Consider the following 22,463-nt stretch of genomic DNA (forward strand, 5'->3'; position numbering starts at 1 on the left):
CTAAAAAGTCTATCGCTTAACGAGATGATAAATAGCGAACAGTATGTGAATTATAAAAACAATAAATTAAAAACACATGAAACTTTTAGAAGGTAAAACAGCAATAATTACAGGAGCTAGTCGTGGTATTGGAAAAGGTATAGCAGAAGTATTCGCACAGCAAGGAGCTAATGTAGCATTTACTTACAGTTCTTCAGTAGAAGCAGCTAACGCGTTAGAAAAAGAATTAAATGCTTTAGGAGTTAAGGCAAAAGGATATAAAAGTAACGCAGCAAACTTTGATGAATCTCAACAATTAGCTGAAGATGTTTTAGCAGAATTTGGAAGTATCGATATATTAGTTAATAACGCAGGAATTACAAAAGATAATTTGTTAATGAGAATGGGTGAGGCAGATTTCGATAAAGTAATCGAGGTAAATCTTAAATCTGTTTTCAATATGACAAAAGCTGTACAGCGTACAATGCTTAAGCAACGTAAAGGTTCTATAATTAATATGAGTTCTGTTGTTGGTGTTAAAGGAAACGCTGGACAAACAAACTATGCAGCTTCTAAAGCTGGTATTATTGGTTTTTCTAAGTCTGTAGCTTTAGAGTTAGGATCTAGAAACATTAGAAGTAACGTAATCGCTCCAGGTTTTATTGAAACTGAAATGACTGCAAAGTTAGACGAGGAAACTGTAAAATCATGGCGTAATGCAATTCCATTAAAGCGTGGTGGAACTCCAGAGGATATTGCAAATGTTTGTGTATTCTTAGCTAGTGATATGTCTGCTTATGTTACAGGACAGACCTTGAATGTTGATGGAGGAATGTTAACATAATAAACGGCTTAAGGCCATGTGATTTATGAAAAAACAATTATTTTTTTTACTATGCCTGTTTGTGTTATCAGCTGTAAACGCACAAGTTAGCATTGGAGCAAGGCACGTTGGGAAACAAAAAAAATTTCCTAAAGGACGTTTAGATAAGTTTAAAAAAACTGAAACTATATTTGTATTATCAGATATCATTGACGCTAATACTTACAAAGAAATATTAGATAGTTCTTGGGATATTACGCCTTATAAATTAATGTATCGTAAAGATTTTAATCTCTTAGATTATACTGTTGGCGATTATTCTTTTGCAAATTTAGAAGGTTACCACATAACAAAAGAAATGGAATCTGGTGGTAAATTAGAATACTTGTATATCTACATTAACTTTTTTATGCTCGATGGAGAAGGTTTAGAAAATGATTTAAGTAAATTAGATAAAAGTAGTTCGAGGTATAAAAAGAAATATGAAAAAGCATTTGAGTCTAATAAAATTAAATTAGCTAGAGTAGACCTATTTCCTAAAGATACATTTGTGCCAACTGCTTTAAGAGAGAAATCATCAGTAATAATGGACTCTATCTATAATAAAGATGTTTTTTATAATTATAAAACGGGTTTCCTTAAAAATTATTTTCAAAAAGTAAATAATCAATTAAAATCAGGTCAAGAGTACTGGATGTATGAGAATGATTTTCTGCCAGAATTAAAAAAACTAGCAAAGCATACTTTATATATTCCAAATTATCATTTTATAAAATATAATCCATGGAAAAGAAAAGCTTCGAAGGATAAAGAAGGCTTTGAAAAAGTAATTGAGAATTACAAGTACAAGTTTGAATTTCAAGATAAAAATGAAATAGATAGAAGGATATTATCAGGTGAAGAATTTTATTATCTGCGTTATGTGAGAGTGAATGCTCAAAAATTTGTGCATATTGTCAATTCTAAAACTGGAGAAATAGTATATCGTAATTATATAGCAGGCGTTATGTCTTCGTATAATTTGAAATCAAGACATATTGAAAATATAAATAGTAAAATTAAAAAAGCATTAAAAAAATAACTTGTCTACACAAACACTCTTATTGATTATATTAGCTGGAATCGTAGCGCTTTTATTAGCGCTTTTTCAATATAAACACAAAGTAAAAGAAGCATCTAAAAAGAATGCGCTTTTTGCTTTTTTTCGTTTTTTAAGCATTTTTGGTGTGCTACTATTACTTATCAATCCTAAGTTAGAACAAGTAAACGTTTATAACGAAAAACCTAACTTGGTAGTGGCTGTAGACAATTCTAATTCTATAAAATACTTTAACCAAGAAGAGAATGTTGCTAGTATAGTACAACGTATTAAAGAAGATAAAAAGCTAAAGAATAAATTTAATATTGATGTATTTTCCTTTGGAAATACGCTTAATGCTTCAGATTCATTATCATTTACAGAGAATCAAACCAATATTGATAAGGCTTTTAGGGAGTTAAGTCAGGTTTATAAAAGAACAGTGTCTCCATCCATTATTATTTCTGATGGAAATCAAACCTACGGAAACGATTACGAGTATTCAGCTAAAAAATATAATCAGCCTATTTATCCAATAGTTATTGGTGATACCACGCGTTATTCAGATTTAAAACTAAAACAACTTAACGTCAATAAATACGCGTTTTTAAAGAACAAGTTTCCTGTAGAAGCGATTTTGGTTTACAATGGAGATCAAAACGTAAATACTAAATTTGTAGTAACTTCAGGAAAGAGTACTTTGTATTCTAAGAATTTAAGTTTTTCTGAAAACGATAATTCTAAAATCTTAAACTTTACTTTACCAGCAAATAGTGTTGGTGTAAAAAGTTATAGAGCATCTATAATTCCTATTGCTACAGAAAAAAATAAAGCAAATAATAGTAATAATTTTGCAGTAGAAGTAGTAGATGAAAAAACAAAAGTAGCTATTGTAAGCTCAGTTTTGCATCCAGATTTAGGAATGCTAAAAAAGAGTATTGAGACTAACGAGCAACGTGAAGTGGTATTTTTAAAACCACAAGAGGCTATTAATCAATTAAATGATTTTCAATTGGTTATTGTGTATCAACCAAACAATAGCTTTAGCTCTTTGTTTGAAGCTTTAAAGCTTCAAAATAAAAACAAATTTGTAATTGCTGGTTCAAAGACAGACTTCAAATTCTTGAATAAAGTTAGTGAAAATTACCAACACGATATAACTTCTCAAACTGAAGATTATCAACCAGCATTGAATGTAAATTACAGTTCGTTTATTGTGGACGATTTAGATTTCGAATCATTCCCACCTTTACTAGCTAATTTTGGAGAACCTACTTTTTCTGTTCCTTTTGAAAGTATCCTTTATAAAAAAATAGGATCTATAAATACTGAAGAACCACTTTTGGCAACTTTCGAAATTAACGAAAGGCGAGAAGCTGTCTTATTTGGTGAAAGCTTATGGAAATGGAGAGCACAAAGTTTTATTAATACAGAAGGTTTTAATGCTTTCGATAATTTTACAGGAAAACTAATACAGTATCTAGCGTCTAATAAACGCAAAAACAGATTAAATCTGGATTACGAATCCTTTTACCAAGGAAGTAGCAATATAGTAATGTCTGCTCAGTTTTTTAACAAAAACTATGAGTTTGATGCTAATGAAAGCTTAAATGTTATCATAACAGACAAGGTTAATAAAACGTCTAAAACAATTCCTTTCATTTTAAAAAACAACAACTATCAAGTCGATTTAAGTACGTTACCAGCTTCAGATTACACTTTTACAGTAAAGGCAACTCGTGAAAATATTTCGAAATCTGGTAATTTTAAAATATTAGAATATAATGTTGAGCAGCAGTTTATAAATGCTAATGTTTCAAAATTAAAAACCATTGCAAATCAAAGTAAAGGAGGTGCCTATTTTATTAGTGATTACAATACGTTGATAAAAGATTTAATTAATGACAATCGTTATAAACCTATGCAAAAAAGCATTAAAAATATCGTACCTTTAATCGATTGGAAATACCTTCTTGCGCTAATAGCATTAACGCTTGCAATAGAATGGTTTCTGAGAAAATATAACGGATTAATATAATTTAAAAATAAGAAATGGAGAAATTACCAAAATTAGGAGTACCTGTAATAATAGGAATTGTATTAATACTATTTTTAGTAGTAAAATCAGCAGTTACAATTGGTCCTGGAGAAGGAGGTGTTATTTTCGAAAGATTAGGAAATGGTATTAACACAGAAAAAACTTATGGAGAAGGTTTTCATATTGTAGCACCTTGGAATGATATGATTGTACGTAAAGTGCGTCAACAATCAATTTCAGACGAGATGAACGTATTATCTGTAAATGGATTAGAGGTAAAAGTAAACGGAACTATATGGTACGAGCCAGAATACGAAAATTTAGGTAAGCTAATAAAAACCAAAGGTGAAGATTATGAGCGCGAATTATTAGATCCTGCTATAAACGCAGCTGCAAGAAGTGTTGTTGGTCGTTATACACCAGAGCAGTTATATTCTAGTAAACGTGATGTTATTGAGCAAGAAATTTTAGACGAAGTCACTAAATTATTAGAAGGGCAATTCTTAAATGTAAAGCGTGTTTTAGTAGAAGATGTTAAATTGCCACCAACAATTAAGGAAGCGATTGAACGTAAATTAAAACAAGAGCAGGAGTCTTTAGAATACGAATTTAGATTAGTAACAGCAGCAAAAGAAGCCCAAAAAGTTATTATCGACGCTAAAGGTAAAGCAGAGTCTAACCGTATTTTAAGCGCCTCTTTAACAGATAAAATTTTACAAGATAAAGGTATTGAGGCTACTGTTAAATTGTCTGAATCACCTAATAGTAAAGTTATTATCATTGGATCTGGAGAAAGTGGAATGCCTATTATTTTAGGAAATCAATAAATTAGGGTTGAAATCTTAAGGATTTCATAAAAATTAAATTTTAATTTATTTTAATTAGGATTTAAAAACTAATTTTTACAATATTTGTAAATAATATAAAAGAAATGAACATTATTCAATTACATCATCATTTTCATACTTGCAATCAAGCGAGATGAAGATGTATTGAATAAAATCAACATATTTTTAAATCCGTTTGAGCTAATCAAACGGATTTTTTATTTTTAATCACTTTGCAAGCGATTAAAAATAGTTCCCATGAAAATGGGAATCTTAAAAAAGAGAAGTAAAATTAAAGTTGAATTAAAAAGATACCCACTTTCGCGGGCACAAAGATGAGTAAACTTAGAATTGCAGTACAGAAATCAGGAAGATTAAACGAAGACTCGATGAAGCTTCTTAAAGACATTGGTATTTCTATCGAGAATGGAAAAGACCAATTAAAAGCATCGGCTAGAAATTTTCCTTTAGAAGTGTTTTATCTACGAAATGGCGATATACCTCAGTACTTAAGAGATGGCGTTGTGGATATTGCTATTATTGGCGAGAACGTTTTAATAGAAAAAGGAAACGATTTACCAATTGTAGAGCGCTTAGGTTTTTCAAAATGTAAAGTTTCTATTGCAGTACCAAAAGAATCTAATGCATCAAGTTTAAAAGATTTAGAAGGCAAGCGCATTGCAACATCGTACCCAAATACAGTAAAGCACTTTTTAGATAAAAAGGGAATAGAAGCAAACCTTCACATTATTAATGGTTCTGTAGAAATTGCTCCAAATATAGGCTTGGCTGATGGTATTTGTGATATTGTTTCTAGTGGAAGTACGTTATTTAAAAACGGATTAAAAGAAGTAGAAGTGCTTTTAACATCTGAAGCTGTTTTAGCAAAATCACCAAAATTATCTAAAGAGAATGAAGCGTTACTTGATAAAATTCAATTTAGAATCCAATCGGTTTTAAGAGGACAGAATTCTAAATACGTTTTATTAAATGCGCCAAATGATAAATTAGAAGAAATTATTTCAATATTACCAGGGATGAAAAGCCCAACTGTATTACCATTAGCCGAAGAAGGTTGGAGTAGCGTACACTCGGTTATCGATAAAAACTTATTTTGGGATGTTATCGATGAGCTTAAAGCTAAAGGAGCTCAAGGGATATTGGTTTGTCCAATTGAAAAAATGGTACTTTAATTAACACCACATCGAGTGATTTTGAGGTACGAAAAATTGTATCGAGAAGTCATTTAAAAAGATTACCGCTTTCGCGGAAAATAAATATGAACACAATAATAAACCCAAACAAATCAACTTGGTCAGAATTATTAAAAAGACCAACACAAACAGTTGATGATATTGAGAAAACTGTGAATCAGGTTTTTGAAGATGTATCTAAAAATGGAGACGAAGCCATTGTTAAATACACTAAGAAATTTGATGGTTGCGAATTGGCTTCAAATGTTGTTACGGCTGAAGAAATAGAAAAGGCATCGGCTTTAGTTTCTGAAGCATTAAAACAAGCGATAAAGCAAGCGAAGTCTAATATAGAAGCATTTCATAGTGCTCAGAAAACAGATAAAGTTGAAGTAGAAACTGTAAAAGGTGTTCAATGTTGGCAAGAAAAAAGACCAATAGAAAAAGTTGGTTTATATATTCCAGGCGGAACTGCACCATTATTTTCTACAGTACTAATGTTGGCAACTCCTGCAAATATTGCTGGTTGTAAAGAATTGGTATTATGTACACCACCAAATAAAGAAGGTAAAGTAGCTAACGAAATTTTATACACAGCAAATTTATGTGGTGTTACTAAAATTATTAAAGTTGGAGGTATTCAAGCGATTGCAGGTTTAACGTTTGGTACAGAAACAATTCCTCAGGTTTATAAAATTTTCGGACCAGGAAATCAGTTTGTAACCGTTGCAAAGCAAATTGCAACCAAGTTTAGTGTCGCTATAGATATGCCTGCTGGACCAAGTGAGTTGTTGGTTGTTGCAGACGATTCTGCAAATGCAGCTTATGTTGCTTCAGATTTGTTAAGTCAAGCCGAACATGGAGCAGATAGTCAAGTTATTTTAGTTTCAGATTCAATAAAATTAATAGAATCTGTACAAAATGAAATTGAAAAGCAACTCTTAGAATTGCCAAGAGTGGAAATTGCAGAAAAAGCACTTACAAATTCTAAAGCTATTGTTATTGAAGATGCAGATTTAGCTTTAGAATTAATTAATAATTATGCACCAGAACATTTAATTGTTGCAACACGAAATAACGATTTTTTTGTAAATAATATAAGAAACGCAGGCTCAGTATTTATAGGTAATTATACACCAGAAAGTGCTGGAGATTATGCATCAGGAACCAACCATACTTTACCAACTAACGGATTTAGTAAAGCCTATTCTGGAGTGAATTTAGATAGTTTTACAAAAGCAATTACGTTCCAGAAAATAACAAAAGAAGGTATTTTAAATATTGGAAACACTATTGAGTTAATGGCTGAAGCCGAAGGATTACATGCGCATAAAAACGCTGTAACTTTAAGACTTCGAGATTTAGAAAAATAATATCACTTCGAGTGATTTCGAAGTATGAGAAATTGTATCGAGAAGCATTTGAAGTATAAAACGGTTCTCGATACAAAATTTCAGAAAAAGAAATTTCACTCGAACAGACAAACAATAAGAGTATGAAACAAAGTGTAAATATAAACAACCTCGTTAGAGACAACATAAAAGCTTTAAAGCCTTATTTATCTGCAAGAGATGAGTTTAAAGGTACTGCCGATGTTTTTTTAGATGCGAATGAAAACCCATTCGGTACCTTAAATAGATATCCAGATCCGCAACAAAAAGAAATTAAAGAGAAGTTAGCTGCACTTAAAACGGTAGAAACAAATCAAATTTTTATTGGTAATGGTAGCGATGAAGTTATCGATTTAGCGTTTCGTATTTTTTGCGAACCAGGAAAAGACAAAGTATTAACGTTTTCTCCAACTTATGGAATGTACGATGTCTCTGCGAATATCAATAATATTGAGATTATAAAACAACCGTTAATTAACGATTTTCAAATTAGCCTAAACCAATTACAACCGTATTTGGATTTCGAAGACATAAAAATCATTTTTATCTGTTCACCAAATAACCCAACAGGAAACAGTGTTAATCCTGAAGATATTGAATATGTTTTAGGAAATTTTGAAGGCATAGTTATAGTTGATGAGGCTTATATAGATTTTAGTGCACAAACATCATTTATTAAAAATATTAATAAATACAATAACTTAATAGTAAGCCAAACGTTTAGTAAAGCTTGGGGATTAGCAGGTGTTAGAGTAGGAGTTGCATATGCAAGCGAAGACATTATAAAATTATATAATCGTGTAAAACCACCATATAATGTCAGTACTTTAAATCAAGAAGCCGTTATAAAAAGTTTAAATAATTTTGAAGCAGTTACCGAAAACATTCAAATAATTCTTGACGAAAGAACAAAGTTAAAAGAAGCTTTGAGTACATTATCTATAGTGAAAAAGATACATCCAACGGATGCTAATTTTTTACTCGTAGAGGTTGAAAACGCTAATAAAACGTATCAATATTTAATTGAAGAAAAAGTAATTATTAGAAATAGAAATACACAAGTAGAAAACTGTATTCGTATTACTATTGGTACTTCTGAGGAGAATGAGAAATTAATAGAATGCCTTCAATTAATTTCGAAATCCTGAACTTGATTCAGGAACTTTTAAAATGAAGTAACCCTTATGAATGATAATCAAAAATACTATTGCTATATTCTAAGTAATAAGAATAAAACTGTATTATATATTGGTTATACAAAAGATTTAAAACAAAGAGTAAAACAACATCGTTTAGGAACAGGAGCTTTATTTACAAAAAAATATAATTGTTATGAATTGTTGCATTTTGAAAAATTCATAACAATGAAAGAAGCTAAATCAAGAGAAAAGCAGCTTAAAAATTGGAATAAAGAATGGAAATGGGATCTTATAAAGGTTACGAATCCAGATTTAAAAATATTAGAAATTTAATTTAAAAGATCCTGAATCAAGTTCAGGATTGATTAACACGTTAATCATGATGAAAAAAATATTATTTATAGATAGAGACGGAACATTAGTATTAGAGCCACCATTAGATTATCAGTTAGATAGTTTAGAGAAGTTAGAATTCTACCCAAAAGTGTTTCAATATATGGCTAAAATAGCTTCAGAATTGGATTACGAATTGGTAATGGTTACAAATCAAGATGGTTTAGGAACAGATTCTTTTCCAGAAGACACCTTTTGGCCTGCTCAAAACAAGGTAATGAGCGCTTTCGAAAAAGAAGGTGTTGTTTTTACCGAAGTTTTTATAGATAAAACGTTTCCTCACGAAAATGCCGAAACACGCAAACCAAGAACAGGTTTGTTAACGCAATATTTTGATAAAGATAAATACGATTTAGAAAACTCTTTTGTATTAGGAGATAGAATTACTGATATGGAATTGGCTAAAAATTTAGGAGCAAAAGGTATCTTTTTATCTGAAAACCTTGAATTAGGAGCAGATGAAATTGAAACATCTAAACAAGCAATCTTAGACTGTATCGCTTTAATAAGTACAGATTGGGAAGCTATTTACGAGTTTTTAAAACTAGAAGATCGTGTAGAAGAAATTACGCGTAATACTAACGAAACTCAGATTTACATTAAACTAAATCTTGATGGTACTGGTAAAAACGATATTGATACGGGTTTATCTTTTTTCGATCATATGTTAGACCAAATTGGTCGTCATGGTGCAATGGATTTAACCATTAAAGTAAAAGGTGATTTAGAAGTAGACGAACACCACACAATTGAAGATACAATGATTGCTTTAGGTGAGTTATTCAACAAAGCTTTAGGGAACAAATTAGGAATAGAACGTTACGGTTTCTGTTTACCAATGGATGACTGCTTAGCGCAAGTAGCAGTAGATTTTGGAGGTAGAAATTGGTTAGAGTGGGAAGCAGATTTTAAACGTGAAAAAATAGGAGATATGCCAACAGAAATGTTTTTCCATTTATTTAAATCGTTTACAGATGGTGCAAAATGTAATTTAAATATAAAAGCTGAAGGTAAAAATGAACACCACAAAATAGAAGGCATTTTTAAAGCCTTTGCAAAAGCTATGAAAATGGCAGTAAAGCGCGATTCAAATAAAATGTTTTTACCATCAACTAAAGGAATGCTTTAAATTATATTATTGTCACTTCCAATGATTTTGAGGCACGAGAAATTGTATCGAGAAGTCATGAAAATTTCTCAATACAAAATTTCAAAAAAAAGAAATTTCACTCGAACTGACAAAACAAGCCTATTATGAAACTAGTTATAATAAATTACGGAGCAGGAAATATTAAAAGTATTCAATTTGCTTTTAAAAGACTTGGTGTAGATGCTATTTTGTCTAACACTCCAGAAGAAATAAAAGCTGCAGATAAAGTAATTTTTCCAGGCGTTGGTGAAGCAAACTCAGCAATGAAAATGCTTAGAGCCTCAGGATTAGATACGTTAATACCAACTTTAAAACAGCCTGTTTTAGGAATTTGTTTGGGTATGCAATTAATGTGTAAATCTTCGGAAGAAGGCAATACAAAAGGTTTAGGTATTTTTAATGTGGATGTTAAACGTTTTTCAAATGCTGTAAAAGTGCCACAAATGGGATGGAATACTATTTCAGAATTAAAATCACCATTGTTTAAAGACATTAAGGAAGATGCATTTATGTATTTAGTACATAGTTTTTATGCCGAAGCGTGTAACGAGCAAATTGCAACTACAAATTATGAGTTTAATTACGCATCTGCATTACAGAAAGATAATTTTTATGGTGTGCAATTTCATCCAGAGAAAAGTAGTGTAGTAGGAGAGCAAATTTTGAAGAATTTTTTGACGCTTTAAAGTTTTTCTGAACTTGATTCAGAATTTAATAGTAAGATATAATGTTTTGTCATTTCGCACTTGATGCGGAATCCACAATAAAAGAATAAGTATTAATTAAAACAGATTCCCATTTTCGTGGGAAGTAAACATGAGAATAATACCAGCAATAGATATTATAGACGGAAAATGTGTTCGTTTAAGTAAGGGAGATTATAACACAAAGAAAATATACAACGAGAGTCCGTTAGAAGTAGCTAAGTCTTTTGAAGGTGCAGGAATCCAGTATTTGCACGTTGTAGATTTAGATGGCGCAAAAGCAAAACACATTATTAATCATAAGGTTTTAGAGCAAATAGCAGCTAAAACCAAATTGAAAATAGATTTTGGAGGCGGATTAAAAACCGATGAAGATTTAAAAATAGCTTTTAATTCTGGTGCTTCTCAAATTACAGGAGGAAGTATTGCAGTTAAAAATCCTGAGATTTTTCAAGAATGGTTAATTAAGTTTGGAAGCGATAAAATTATTCTTGGAGCCGACTGTAATAACGAAAACATTGCTATTAGTGGTTGGTTAGAAGAAAGTGATTTAAAAGTAATTCCTTTTATTAAAGAGTATCAAGCAAAAGGAGTAAGTTACGTTATTTGCACAGATATTTCTAAAGATGGTATGCTTGAAGGCCCTAGTTTTGAGCTGTATGAGCGTATTTTAAAGGGTTGTCACTCAGAGCAAAGCGAAGAATCTATTAAATTAATAGCTTCGGGAGGAATTTCAACTTTCGATGAGTTGCCTAAATTAGCAGAATTGGGTTGTGAAGGTGTTATTATTGGAAAAGCAATTTATGAAAACAGAATTAGCTTAAAACAATTAGAGAATTATATAATTAATAAATAAGTATCATTGCGAGGAACGAAGCAATCTCTTAATTGAGAAACAGATTGCTTCGTTCTTCGCAATGACGAACATATAAAAATGCTTACAAAACGAATAATACCTTGCTTAGATATTAAAAACGGACGAACAGTAAAAGGCGTAAACTTTGTCGATTTACGAGATGCTGGAGATCCTGTAGAATTAGCCAAGCAATATGCTTTAAAAGGAGCGGATGAGTTAGTGTTTCTTGATATTTCTGCAACATTAGAAGGTAGAAAAACCATGCATGATATGGTTTTAAAAGTCGCCGAACACGTAAATATTCCGTTTACAGTTGGTGGTGGAATTTCGAGTATTGAAGATGTAGACGCTTTATTAAAGTGTGGAGCAGACAAGATTTCTATAAATTCCTCAGCAATAAAAAGACCTGAATTGGTTAACGAATTGGCAAATAAATTTGGAAGTCAGTGTGTTGTTGTTGCTATAGATGCTAAAAATGTAGATGGTAATTGGATTGTGCATTTAGCAGGAGGAACTATTCCAACGAAACTAAATTTATTCGATTGGGCAAAAGAAGTAGAACAACGTGGAGCAGGAGAGATTTTGTTTACGTCTATGGATAACGATGGTACAAAGGATGGTTTTGCAAACGATGCTTTAGCAAAATTATCTGAAGCGTTAAATATTCCAATTATAGCTTCAGGTGGAGCAGGAACTATTCAGCATTTTGTTGATACTTTCAAAAAAGGAAAGGCAGATGCTGCTTTGGCTGCGAGTGTATTTCATTTTGGAGAAATACCAATTTCAGAATTAAAAGAAGCATTAAAAGAAAATAATATAGCAGTACGATTATAGTTGTACATAATGTCACTTCGAGTGATTTGTGAAGCATGAACAAAGTGTATCGAGAAGCTTTTAAAAATGGCTTTTGATACTAAATTGTAGAAAACACAATGTGATTAGAACTGGCGTAAATAATAAAACAAAATGAATATAGATTTCAATAAAAACAACGATGGTTTAGTGCCAGCAATTATACAAGACGCAACAACAAAAAACGTGTTAATGTTGGGTTATATGAACGAAGAAGCGTTCAATAAAACGAAGGAAACTAAATTAGTAACCTTTTTTAGTAGAACTAAAAATCGTTTGTGGACTAAAGGAGAAGAAAGCGGAAACGTTTTAAATTTAGTAGATATAAAACTGGATTGCGATAACGATACGTTATTAATTCAGGTAAATCCAAAAGGACCAACATGCCATAAAGGAACAGATACGTGCTGGAATGATGAAAATACTGAGAATTTTGGTTTTATTTCAAAATTAGAAAACACTATTGAAAGCAGAGTAAAAGCCGGAGATGCAGAGAAATCTTATGTAGCTTCATTATTTGCTTCAGGTATTAATAAAGTAGCTCAAAAAGTAGGTGAGGAGGCTGTAGAAGTTGTTATTGAAGCAATGGATAACAACGACGACTTGTTTTTAAGTGAAAGTGCAGATTTACTATTTCATTATTTAATGTTGTTACAAGCAAAAGGGTTTAAACTCAATGATGTAGTTTCTGTTTTAAAAAGTAGAGAAAAACAGAAAAGCATCAAACTTAAAATTTAGAGATTGATGCTTTTAATAGTGTTTTGTTCGTTTTCTATTTAATCCAACCTTTTACACTAAATAGTCTTGCTAAAACAACAAAAATTATAGCGAAAACGATAATCATAATCGTCATACCAATGCTACTTGCGTTACCACTAATAAGGATATGGCTCATTTGGATAATTACTGCCAAAAGGGATAATAGCATTAAAGTGTATCCAAGTTTTTTTCTTAGTAATATAAATACAAAACCAAAGAAGCCTGCAAATACAGCAATAGCAAAAGCAGCTGTTACCCAAGTTGGAGTATTGGCTACAATGTCTAATTGTTCTTGAGTATACATATTTCTAAAGCTTTCTGTATTGTAAGCTTGTTGCAAGTAGTGATTAACTCCCATTCCGTTCCAAATAAGACCAATTACGGTTACTATCCAGAACCAAATTGGTGGTTTTTGTGTTGAGTTTACTGTCATAATATTTATTTTTTAGTTAGTTATTGAAAATACAAGTTATATAAATTTTGCTTAACATCGTTTTATAGATTATTTTCGAAGTCAATATTTAGCAATGTTCACAAAGAAGTACTTTTACCTTATTAAGATTCAATATTTAGGCTATCGCTTTCACGGTTGGCAAAAACAGCCCAATGTAAAAACATTGCATTTAATGGTGGATCGCACATTGAATTTTATAATGGAAGGTAAGCGTTTTAAAAGCTTGGCTTCTGGACGAACAGATGCAATGGTCTCTGCCGAAGAAACTGCTATTGAGTTGTTTTTATACGAACCAATTGAAGATTTTGATGTTTTTTTAGAGTTATTCAATAGAAATTTACCTCAAGATATTCGTGCATTAACTATTGAAGAGGTTGATGCTAAATTCAATATTATTCAAAGTTCAAAAATTAAAGAATACTTGTATTTGTTTGCTTGTGGAGATAAGTTTCATCCATTTTGTGCTCCAATATTAACAACCATTTTAGATGGTTTGGATGTTGAATTAATGAAACAAGGCGCGAAACTTTTTGAAGGAGAAAATTACTTAAAAACATATTGCTATAAACCATCAGACAACGGAATTTATACACGTACGATCTTAACTTGCGAGATTGTAGAAAACGATATTTACACGGCTAGTTTCTTTCCAAAGAGAACTTATTTATTAAGAGTTAGAGGTAAAGGTTTTATGAGAAACCAAATTCGATTAATGATGGGGACTTTAATAGATTTAGGTAAAGGTAAGCTTACCATAAAAGATATTGAAGACTCTTTAGTACCCGAAAACACTATAAGAATGGAGTATATTGCACCAGCTTCAGGTTTAATTCTTAAAAGCCTTCAATTCGAATAAAGTGTTAATTGTGTTAACAAACCTCATGCTTCTTTAACATAATTTATGTTAATTTTTTTTTCATAACGTTAAAGGCCGTTAAATCACTTGACAAAATTACTTATACGCTTATATTAATAGGGAACCAAAATACAAACTATTAATTATGAGTTATTTGAATATGCAAGATGAAAAATTATTACCAGTAGTAATGGAATTAAATACATTATTATCAGACTACAATTTATACTACCAAAAATTAAAAAGCTTTCATTGGAATGTACAAGGACGAAATTTTTTTGATTTACACAAACAGTTCGAAAATATGTATAGTGAAGCAAAAACTAAAGTAGATGAGATAGCCGAGCGCATTTTAACTTTAAGGCATCATCCAGTAAGTAAGTTTAGCGACTACCTTAAAATATCATCCTTGTCTGAAGCTTCAGTAATGATTTCGGATAAAGATATGATTGGAGAATTATTAAATGATCATAAAATAATGTTAGCACAAATGTCTCAAGTTGTTGCTAAAGCTGAATCAGCAAAAGACGAAGGAACTATAGATTTAATTGGAGCTTATATTCGTGAGTTAGAAAAAACAAGTTGGCAGTTGAATGCTTGGTCAAAAAATTATAGAGAAGAGTCAATTCTTGAAGAAGTTAAAAATTAATGTTTTTAGAGTAATCCACAAATACACTAAATATTAATTTTAAACTTTAGAGAATACATGACAGACCAATTAAACACAGCATACGAACTAATATCAAGTAAATTAATAGGCTGGTTAAATGCCTTTTTAGAAAACTTACCAAATCTTGTTATTGCAATTATAGTACTTGTAGTATTTTATTACATTTCTAAATACGTTTCGCGATTAATAGGAAAACTAATTTCTAAAAAAGTAAAACAAGATTCTTTAGTAAATATAATTACTAAAATATCTGGTATTACAATTATTGCAGTAGGGTTATTTCTTGCTTTAGGTATAATGAATTTAAGTAAAACATTAGAAACACTAATTGGAGCAGCAGGTGTCTCTGGTTTGGTTATAGGTTTAGCTTTACAAGGGACGCTTAGTAATACTTTTGCAGGTATTGTGTTAAGTTTTAGAAAGAGCATAGAATTAGGGAACTGGGTAGAAACTAATGGGTTTTCGGGAGAAGTTGTTGAGATTAGTTTAAAAAACTTTGTTGTTAAAGAGGCAGATAATAATTTAGTCCTTATTCCTAACAAATCTATACTAGAAAACCCAGTTAAAAATTATTCTTTAACTACAAAAATGAGAATATTTTTAGAATGTGGAGTAGGATATGAGTCAGATCTTGATGAAGTTGAAGCATTAACAAAACAAACTATTGCAGATACATTCGATCAAATTAATTCGCCTGAAGAGGTGGAGTTCTATTATACAGAATATGGCGGAAGTTCTATAAATTATTTATGTCGATTTTGGATAGATTCTGAAAACGCATTAGAAAAATTAAAGGCAAAAAGCAAAGCCATTATAGAAATTAAAAAGGCTTACGATAAAAAAGATATTAATATACCATTTCCTATTAGAACGCTACAATTTGATAACAAATTAAGCTTAGATCATAGTAAGGAATTGGAATTTTCTCAAAGCTAAAAATTAGTTTTTGTAAGCAATTATTTAACCATTTAAAACAAAAAAAACATGTTACGTTGGACCATTACATTTATCATTATTGCAATTATAGCTGGAGTCTTAGGATTTGGAGGTATAGCAGGAGCAGCATCAGGAGTTGCTAAAATATGTTTCTTTATATTTTTAGTATTATTTGTGCTATCCTTAATTAGAGGAAAGCGATAATTTTTATAATTATTATGAAAAATAAATCAATTTTTTTAATAGAGATATTTAGTTTAATTGTAAATTTATTATAATGCTTAACGATTAAAAAAATAACAAAAAATGAAAAAAATACCATATTTATTTATAGCCTTATTTACAATGTCTATAGCTTTATCAAGCTGTAGAGAAGAATCAACTGGAGACAAGATAGAAAATGCCGTTGAAGATGTTGCGGATGACATTGAAGATGTAGTTGATTAATTTTAGTGTTAAGTTTTTAGATATAGTCTCAGTTTCAGAATTTAAAACTGAGACTTTTTTTGTATTTTTATAATTCAATTTCAAACTCAGTTTATGATTTCAAAAAACGTATTTAATTTTTTAAAAAAATTAGAAAAGAATAACAACCGAGACTGGTTTAACGATAATAAACCAGAATTTAAAACATTAGAAACAGAGGTTAAAAATTTTTACAATACAATAAACGAAAGATTAAATGTTCATGATGAGACAGATAAGGTAAAAGTTTTTAGGATTTATCGCGATGTCCGTTTTTCTAAAAACAAACTACCTTATAAAACACATCTTAGTGGTTCTTTTCATAGAGTAAAACCCAGATTACGTGGTGGTTATTATTTTCATATTCAACCTAATAACGAAAGCTTTATCGCTACAGGTTTTTGGGATCCTGCAAAAGAAGATCTATTACGAATTAGAAAAGAATTTGAAATGGACGATGAGGAAATAAGAACAATAATAAAGAATAAAACCTTTAAATCTGTTTGGGGAGAATTAGAAGGAGACGAATTAAAAACAGCTCCAAAAGGTTTCGATAAGGAGCATAAAGCAATTGATTTGATAAGGCGAAAACAATTTATTTTTACTAAAAAGCTTACTGATAAAGAGATACAAAGCAAAGAATTAATTGATATTATCGATAATGGTTTTAAAACCATACGACCATATTTCAATTATATGAGCGCTATTTTAACTACAGATTTAAATGGTGTTTCATTAATAGATGACTAAACAGTTGCAGCAATTTTAACTTTTTCGAATAGTTGAATATTGCTTTGCAAGCGTTGTATAACAATATTCATCATGCGTTTATTTAATGCAGATGAGTTTTCTATGTAAAGTAAATATTCTTCAGTTGTAAACTGGCCAATTATCATTCCTTTAATCGAATTTCTAAACTTGATGTCTTTGTGCAAAGCATTATCTATATAGTGCAGCCTTTTTTCTAAAGTAAACTCATAAAATACATTTTTATGTTTTGCAATGTAATTTCTAAAAACAGCAACAAATAAATCATTTTGTAGTTTAATAATTGGGCGCAACGTAACGTTTTGAAAACGCTCGCCTTTACTTGTATTACCACTTGTTTTAATAGAATTTATTATTGGTCTAATGTCTAATAATTGTAAGTCTCTAGTTGCCATATGTAAGTTTTTTTATAAAATTAATAATAAAAATCACTTACACATTAAGCAGTCTAAATATTTGTTAACGTTATTATTAACATATAAATCAAGAGTCTATCAAGAGTCTATCTATTAATATAAACCCATCCAGTTATAGTTTTATTGTCTTCTAGTTCAATAACGTAAAAGTAGGTTCCTACAGGAAGCTCTAGATTATCATTAGAAACTCCATTCCATTCGTCGCGATAATTAGCTTTTTCATAAACTTTAGTACCATATCTATTGAAGATATTAATATTAGTAGCTTTAAGCCAAGCAACATCAAAGTAATCATTAATAGTATCATTATTAGGTGAAATACCTTGAGGAATTATACAATTATCTGGAGTTGTATAGGTAATCGCTTCAGAATTACTACAGGTTTCATTTGTTGTGTAAACGATTGTGTATGTGCTATTTGGAGTTGTATCAGTAACTTCTCCTGTAGTTTGGTTAATTACAGCATCGTCATTTGGGTGAGGATCAAAACTAAAAACACCTACAGTTGAACCAGTAATAATTAAGTTAGCAGAGTAGCAACTAATTGAATCCGGATCAATATAGAAACTTGCATCATCTAAAGATAATAAAGTAATACTTTTGGTAACACTGTCTTGACAAGATCCTGAAGGAGTAGTGTAAGTTACAGTATAAGTTTGATCACTAGTTCCATTACTTATCATTCCTGTATTTGCATTTAATAACGCTCCATCTGTTGGTGTGTTAGCAAATGTAAATGTTCCGCCAGATATGCCAGTAAGGGATACTGTAGCTTCATTACATTCTGGACTGTTAAAAGAAAAAGAAGCATCGTCTAAATTAAGTAGCGTTATAGTTTCTATTGAACTTTCTTGGCAAGTTCCTGCTGGTGTAGTATAAGTTATACTGTAAGTTTCACCACTAGTTCCATTACTAATTGCACCTGTGTTTACATCTAATAAAGCACCATTTGTTGGTGTATTGGTAAATGTAAATGTCCCTCCAGATAGACCAGTAATTGATACAGTAGCTTCATCACAGTTTGGATTATTAAAAGAAAAACCAGCATCATCTAAATTAAGTAGTGTAACAGTTTCTGTTGAACTTTCTTGACAAGACCCTATTAAAGGTGTAGTGTAAGTTACACTATAAGTTGCTCCACTAGTTCCATTACTTATGGTTCCTGTATTAGTATCTAATAAAGCACCATCTGTAGGAGCCGTATCAAATGTAAATAAGCCTCCAGTTGTTCCGGTTATAGTTGTTGTAGCTCCATCACATTCTAAATTGTTAAAAGTAAAAGCCGCTTGGGCAACAAATTGAGACACAGTTAGCATAAATGATTGAGAACATGTGCCTAAGCTTATAACAACCGTATAGTTTCCAGCAATAGCAATACTAGAAAGTGTATTCGTGATTTCTCCAGGTATTGAAGTGCCATTTAATTGCCATTCATAAGTTTCAGAGCCATCAAAATTTCCGCCAGTAGTAGAAAAATCTACAGTGTTACTATTACACAATGTTACCGTATTTGAAATAATTGTTTCTGAGGCTTGAATATTTAATCCAGTAAAAGGATCTGTAACTGTTACATCGAAAGAACAGATAATTGTTGTTCCAGCAGAATTTGATGCTGTGTATTCTACAGTTGTTGTACCTATTGGAAATTGTCCATTAGGAGGTAATCCTTGAGAAAGTGTAATTGCAGTGTTAGTTGCATCACAATTATCTATAACATTTGGAATTGTATAATTTGGAATTGCATAACACTGTCCATTATCTGTTGGAATTATAATATCTGTAGGACAAGCATCAAAACTAATATCATTACAAATTGTTACAATACTCTCTATGGTAATATCATCTATCGCCATATCTGATGTAAAATCATTTCCTCTTATTCCTCTAAAACGTACTTGAAAGTTAGCTACAGTTTCATAGGTACTTATATCAATAAACTCTTGAATCCATGCAGCATTACTAGAGGAATGTTGTTGTCCAGTTAATACAAAAACATCGTTAATCCACGTTGTTCCGTTATTAAAATCAACATGTAATTCTCCCATATCTGCTCCATACATATGATAGTTAAAATGCAAGAAGGTGTTTGTTGATGTTGTTAAATCAAATAGAGGTGAATATAATTCGGCAACATCTCCAGTATTAGCACCAGTTGCTTCGGTATAAAAATAATTAATACCATTGGCTGCAGAACTGGGTCCTGTGTTTGAGGATGTTGTACCATTACTATTTGCTTCCCATTGAAAGTTGGTGTTATTTGAAGCAGACCAACATTCTTCAATAGCATCTGCACTTCCTGTTATTTGTGTTTCAACAGGTTCTACATAAGGTACAGCAAATACTCCACAAGGTGTTTGGTAAGTGATAGGGCCAACCCATAAACTTTGATCTCCAGTTCCACAGAATGCGCGAATATAAAAATCGTAGAGTGTTGAAGACAAAAGACCAGTAACTGTATATGGATTAGTAGAAACTAAAGTTCCTGTTCCAGTTGGAGTAGTACCTGATGGTACAACTTCAATTTCCCATTGTGTTGCAGATCCCGTTTCTGTCCAGCTTAAATCTACTGATGTGCCAGTTGTATTTGCGAGAGCAAAATTAATTGGAGCTGGACACGTTAGACTTTCTATAGTAATATCGTCTATAGCCATGTCAGACGTGAAATCATTTCCTCTTACACCTCTAAAGCGTACTTGAAAGTTATCAACCGTTTCGTAAATACTAATATCTATAAATTGTTGAATCCAATTTGCATTATTAGATGTTTGTTGTTCTCCACTAATCAAGAAAACATCATTTATCCAAGTGGTACCATTAAATAAATCAACGTGTAATTCTCCCATACTTGCTCCATACATATGGTAGTTAAAATGCAAGAAAGTATTTGTTGATGTTGTTAAATCAAAAAATGGAGATAGTAATATAGCTACGTCACCAGTATTTGCACCTGTTGCTTCTGTATAAAAATAATTAGTACCTGTAGCTGCTGCGTTAGGGCCAGTTCCGCTAGATGTTGTCCCAAAAGAATTAGCTCTCCAGTTAAAACTTGTGTTTTGTGCATTCCAACAGTTATCAATATCATCTGCATTTCCTAAAATTTGCGTTTCTGCTGTTTCTACATAAGGAACTGCTTGTACAAAACAACTGGTATCAAAAGGGACTGGGCCTTCCCATTCAGAACAACCAGATGAAGAAATAGCTTGTATATAAACTTCGTAATCTGTATTTTCTAATAGAGATGTTGCTAGATAAGGAATTGCAGAGGTAATTACACCTACACCAGTTGGAGTAGTTCCTGCAAGTACTATTTCTATTTCCCATGATGTTTCACTTCCGCCAGGTGTCCAATATATTTCAGCAGAAGTAGGTGTTTGAGGTATAGCAACTATTGATCCAGAAGCTATAATACTAGAGCTTACAGTAACTACAGCATCACAACTACTTACGTTTCCGTATATATCTGTTACTGTCATTGTAATATTATTGGTTCCTACATCGCTACAATCAAAATCTGTTTGGGATAAAGTAATACTTTGTATTGCGCAGTTATCAAAACTACCATTATTTATTTCTGCAGGTGTTAAAACAGCGGCTCCATTAACGTCTAAACTAATAGTTGTATTTTGGCAAATTGCCGTAGGCACAATATTATCTTCAATAAAAATATCTGTACTTACTGTATTATTACAGTTTGGAGCATCTATAGTTAAAGTTACGGTATAAGAACCTTCAGCAGAGTAACTATGACAAGGTGAGCTTGAAGTAGATGTGTTTCCATCTCCAAAATCCCAATTAAAATTAGCGTTTGTATTAGCAGATACTAAAACATTATCTAAACCCCAATTATCAAATTGAGCACCACTGTTGTCAGATTGATACCATCTAAATAAGGTGTTGTTTGTTTGAGCAGCAACAGGAATAGTTTCTGTGTATTGAGTCCATGCATAAAGAGGATCTGTTAAAACATCAGTTGGTTGCCAATAATTAATATTTACCCATGTTGTACCATTATCTATTGAGTATTGAAGGTTTACTCCTTCTTCGGGTAAATCGGCTGTTTCACAACCAGGATCAGGATCGTCTGACCCATAACGCATATAAAATTGAATAATTCCTCCAAGAGTAACATCTAATGGATTGGTAGTTACTTGTCTTTCATTGTTACTATCTGTAACACCTGCCCAAAAGTATGGGGAGTTGTCAATCATGTTTGTTATACATGGAGCTCCAACGGTAAACGGTGAAGAGTTCCATCCTACAGGTAATACACCTGAATTAAAATCGAAAAACGTACCAAATTGTGCGCCATTAGCATAAAAACAATATTCCAGACATCCTTCTGGAACTTCGTTTGAATCTACAGAGAATATACAAGATAGTGTAGTTGCTGTTAATGGTCCTACCCAATTACTTTCTCCATTGCTGCTATTATTGCAATCTGAACGAATATAAAAATCATAAGTTTCACCAGAAACTAAATTACTTGCCGTATAAGGGTTGTCTGTAATTATTGTTCCTGCTCCTGAAGGTGTTGCTCCAGATAATACAATTTCTATTTCCCATGTGGTAGCTGTACCATTTTCAGTCCAATTAATCTGGGCTGTAGTTTCTGTTATCGCTATTAAAGTTTGACCACTTGGATCTGGACACTGTCCATATGAGAAAAAAGAAAAATGGAGTAAAAAGGTAAAAAAGATTAATGTCTTTTTCATATAG

Annotated in this window: 22 protein-coding genes; 19 read left to right on the forward strand and 3 right to left on the reverse strand. The window is 31.4% G+C overall.

The features are described 5' to 3' along the window. Window positions 1-76: 76 nt before the first annotated feature. From fabG to hisIE, 13 genes are all read left to right on the forward strand, one after another. On the forward strand, window positions 77-823 hold the full coding sequence (fabG, locus tag CW733_RS04070; protein WP_100995952.1) for a 3-oxoacyl-[acyl-carrier-protein] reductase: 747 nt from the start codon (window positions 77-79) through the stop codon (window positions 821-823). A 25-nt stretch (window positions 824-848) separates the two neighbouring features. Beyond that, window positions 849-1,883, forward strand: coding sequence for a hypothetical protein (locus tag CW733_RS04075; protein WP_157811535.1), 1,035 nt, complete (start codon window positions 849-851; stop codon window positions 1,881-1,883). A gap of 1 nt (window position 1,884) precedes the next feature. After that, the gene (locus tag CW733_RS04080) at window positions 1,885-3,918 is read left to right on the forward strand and encodes a VWA domain-containing protein (protein WP_100995957.1); all 2,034 of its coding nucleotides are present in this window, start codon (window positions 1,885-1,887) and stop codon (window positions 3,916-3,918) included. 14 nt (window positions 3,919-3,932) lie between these two features. Next, window positions 3,933-4,745 carry a prohibitin family protein gene (locus CW733_RS04085; RefSeq protein ID WP_100995959.1) on the forward strand — a complete coding sequence of 271 codons (813 nt, stop codon included), beginning with the start codon at window positions 3,933-3,935 and terminating at the stop codon, window positions 4,743-4,745. 335 nt (window positions 4,746-5,080) lie between these two features. Beyond that, complete coding sequence (hisG, locus tag CW733_RS04090; protein WP_100995961.1) at window positions 5,081-5,938, forward strand: ATP phosphoribosyltransferase; 858 nt, start codon at window positions 5,081-5,083, stop codon at window positions 5,936-5,938. Window positions 5,939-6,024: 86 nt separating this feature from the next. Then, window positions 6,025-7,311 (forward strand): histidinol dehydrogenase, encoded by a 1,287-nt coding sequence (gene hisD / locus CW733_RS04095; protein WP_100995962.1) that lies wholly within the window; start codon window positions 6,025-6,027, stop codon window positions 7,309-7,311. Window positions 7,312-7,433: 122 nt separating this feature from the next. Then, on the forward strand, window positions 7,434-8,477 hold the full coding sequence (hisC, locus tag CW733_RS04100; RefSeq protein ID WP_100995964.1) for a histidinol-phosphate transaminase: 1,044 nt from the start codon (window positions 7,434-7,436) through the stop codon (window positions 8,475-8,477). 36 nt (window positions 8,478-8,513) lie between these two features. Next, window positions 8,514-8,801: a GIY-YIG nuclease family protein gene (locus CW733_RS04105; RefSeq protein WP_100995966.1), complete on the forward strand. Its 288-nt coding sequence runs from the start codon at window positions 8,514-8,516 to the stop codon at window positions 8,799-8,801. Between the two features lie 49 nt (window positions 8,802-8,850). Next, the gene (gene hisB, locus CW733_RS04110; protein ID WP_100995968.1) at window positions 8,851-9,990 is read left to right on the forward strand and encodes a bifunctional histidinol-phosphatase/imidazoleglycerol-phosphate dehydratase HisB; all 1,140 of its coding nucleotides are present in this window, start codon (window positions 8,851-8,853) and stop codon (window positions 9,988-9,990) included. 125 nt (window positions 9,991-10,115) lie between these two features. After that, the gene (gene hisH / locus CW733_RS04115) at window positions 10,116-10,697 is read left to right on the forward strand and encodes an imidazole glycerol phosphate synthase subunit HisH (protein WP_100995970.1); all 582 of its coding nucleotides are present in this window, start codon (window positions 10,116-10,118) and stop codon (window positions 10,695-10,697) included. 130 nt (window positions 10,698-10,827) lie between these two features. Then, window positions 10,828-11,571 carry a 1-(5-phosphoribosyl)-5-[(5-phosphoribosylamino)methylideneamino]imidazole-4-carboxamide isomerase gene (gene hisA, locus CW733_RS04120; RefSeq protein WP_100995972.1) on the forward strand — a complete coding sequence of 248 codons (744 nt, stop codon included), beginning with the start codon at window positions 10,828-10,830 and terminating at the stop codon, window positions 11,569-11,571. A 78-nt stretch (window positions 11,572-11,649) separates the two neighbouring features. Continuing rightward, on the forward strand, window positions 11,650-12,405 hold the full coding sequence (gene hisF / locus CW733_RS04125; RefSeq protein ID WP_100995974.1) for an imidazole glycerol phosphate synthase subunit HisF: 756 nt from the start codon (window positions 11,650-11,652) through the stop codon (window positions 12,403-12,405). Between the two features lie 132 nt (window positions 12,406-12,537). Further along, window positions 12,538-13,161 carry a bifunctional phosphoribosyl-AMP cyclohydrolase/phosphoribosyl-ATP diphosphatase HisIE gene (gene hisIE, locus CW733_RS04130; protein WP_100995976.1) on the forward strand — a complete coding sequence of 208 codons (624 nt, stop codon included), beginning with the start codon at window positions 12,538-12,540 and terminating at the stop codon, window positions 13,159-13,161. A gap of 34 nt (window positions 13,162-13,195) precedes the next feature. On the opposite strand, the gene CW733_RS04135 is transcribed toward hisIE, so the two are convergent. After that, on the reverse strand, window positions 13,196-13,615 hold the full coding sequence (locus CW733_RS04135; RefSeq protein WP_100995979.1) for a hypothetical protein: 420 nt from the start codon (window positions 13,613-13,615) through the stop codon (window positions 13,196-13,198). A gap of 94 nt (window positions 13,616-13,709) precedes the next feature. Between CW733_RS04135 and CW733_RS04140 the strand changes: the two genes are divergently transcribed. From CW733_RS04140 to CW733_RS04160, 6 genes are all read left to right on the forward strand, one after another. Continuing rightward, a complete protein-coding gene (locus CW733_RS04140) occupies window positions 13,710-14,492 on the forward strand; it encodes a hypothetical protein (RefSeq protein WP_100995981.1) in 783 nt (260 codons plus the stop codon). Between the two features lie 145 nt (window positions 14,493-14,637). Further along, window positions 14,638-15,141 (forward strand): Dps family protein, encoded by a 504-nt coding sequence (locus tag CW733_RS04145; protein ID WP_100995983.1) that lies wholly within the window; start codon window positions 14,638-14,640, stop codon window positions 15,139-15,141. Between the two features lie 57 nt (window positions 15,142-15,198). Further along, the gene (locus CW733_RS04150) at window positions 15,199-16,098 is read left to right on the forward strand and encodes a mechanosensitive ion channel family protein (RefSeq protein WP_100995985.1); all 900 of its coding nucleotides are present in this window, start codon (window positions 15,199-15,201) and stop codon (window positions 16,096-16,098) included. Window positions 16,099-16,146: 48 nt separating this feature from the next. After that, window positions 16,147-16,302, forward strand: a complete 156-nt coding sequence (locus tag CW733_RS04155) for a DUF1328 domain-containing protein (protein ID WP_100995987.1) — start codon at window positions 16,147-16,149, stop codon at window positions 16,300-16,302. A 102-nt stretch (window positions 16,303-16,404) separates the two neighbouring features. Beyond that, the gene (locus CW733_RS16510; RefSeq protein ID WP_198520104.1) at window positions 16,405-16,545 is read left to right on the forward strand and encodes a hypothetical protein; all 141 of its coding nucleotides are present in this window, start codon (window positions 16,405-16,407) and stop codon (window positions 16,543-16,545) included. 93 nt (window positions 16,546-16,638) lie between these two features. Then, on the forward strand, window positions 16,639-17,313 hold the full coding sequence (locus CW733_RS04160) for a DUF2461 domain-containing protein (protein WP_100995989.1): 675 nt from the start codon (window positions 16,639-16,641) through the stop codon (window positions 17,311-17,313). On the opposite strand, the gene CW733_RS04165 is transcribed toward CW733_RS04160, so the two are convergent. After that, window positions 17,310-17,726 (reverse strand): glyoxalase, encoded by a 417-nt coding sequence (locus CW733_RS04165; RefSeq protein WP_100995992.1) that lies wholly within the window; start codon window positions 17,724-17,726, stop codon window positions 17,310-17,312. The two genes, CW733_RS04160 and CW733_RS04165, sit on opposite strands and share 4 nt — an antisense overlap. Before the next feature lie 107 nt (window positions 17,727-17,833). Then, complete coding sequence (locus CW733_RS04170; RefSeq protein ID WP_100995994.1) at window positions 17,834-22,459, reverse strand: gliding motility-associated C-terminal domain-containing protein; 4,626 nt, start codon at window positions 22,457-22,459, stop codon at window positions 17,834-17,836. Between the last annotated feature and the right edge of the window lie 4 nt (window positions 22,460-22,463).

The sequence above is a fragment of the Lacinutrix sp. Bg11-31 genome (assembly GCF_002831665.1).
Classification (GTDB): Bacteria; Bacteroidota; Bacteroidia; order Flavobacteriales; family Flavobacteriaceae; genus Lacinutrix.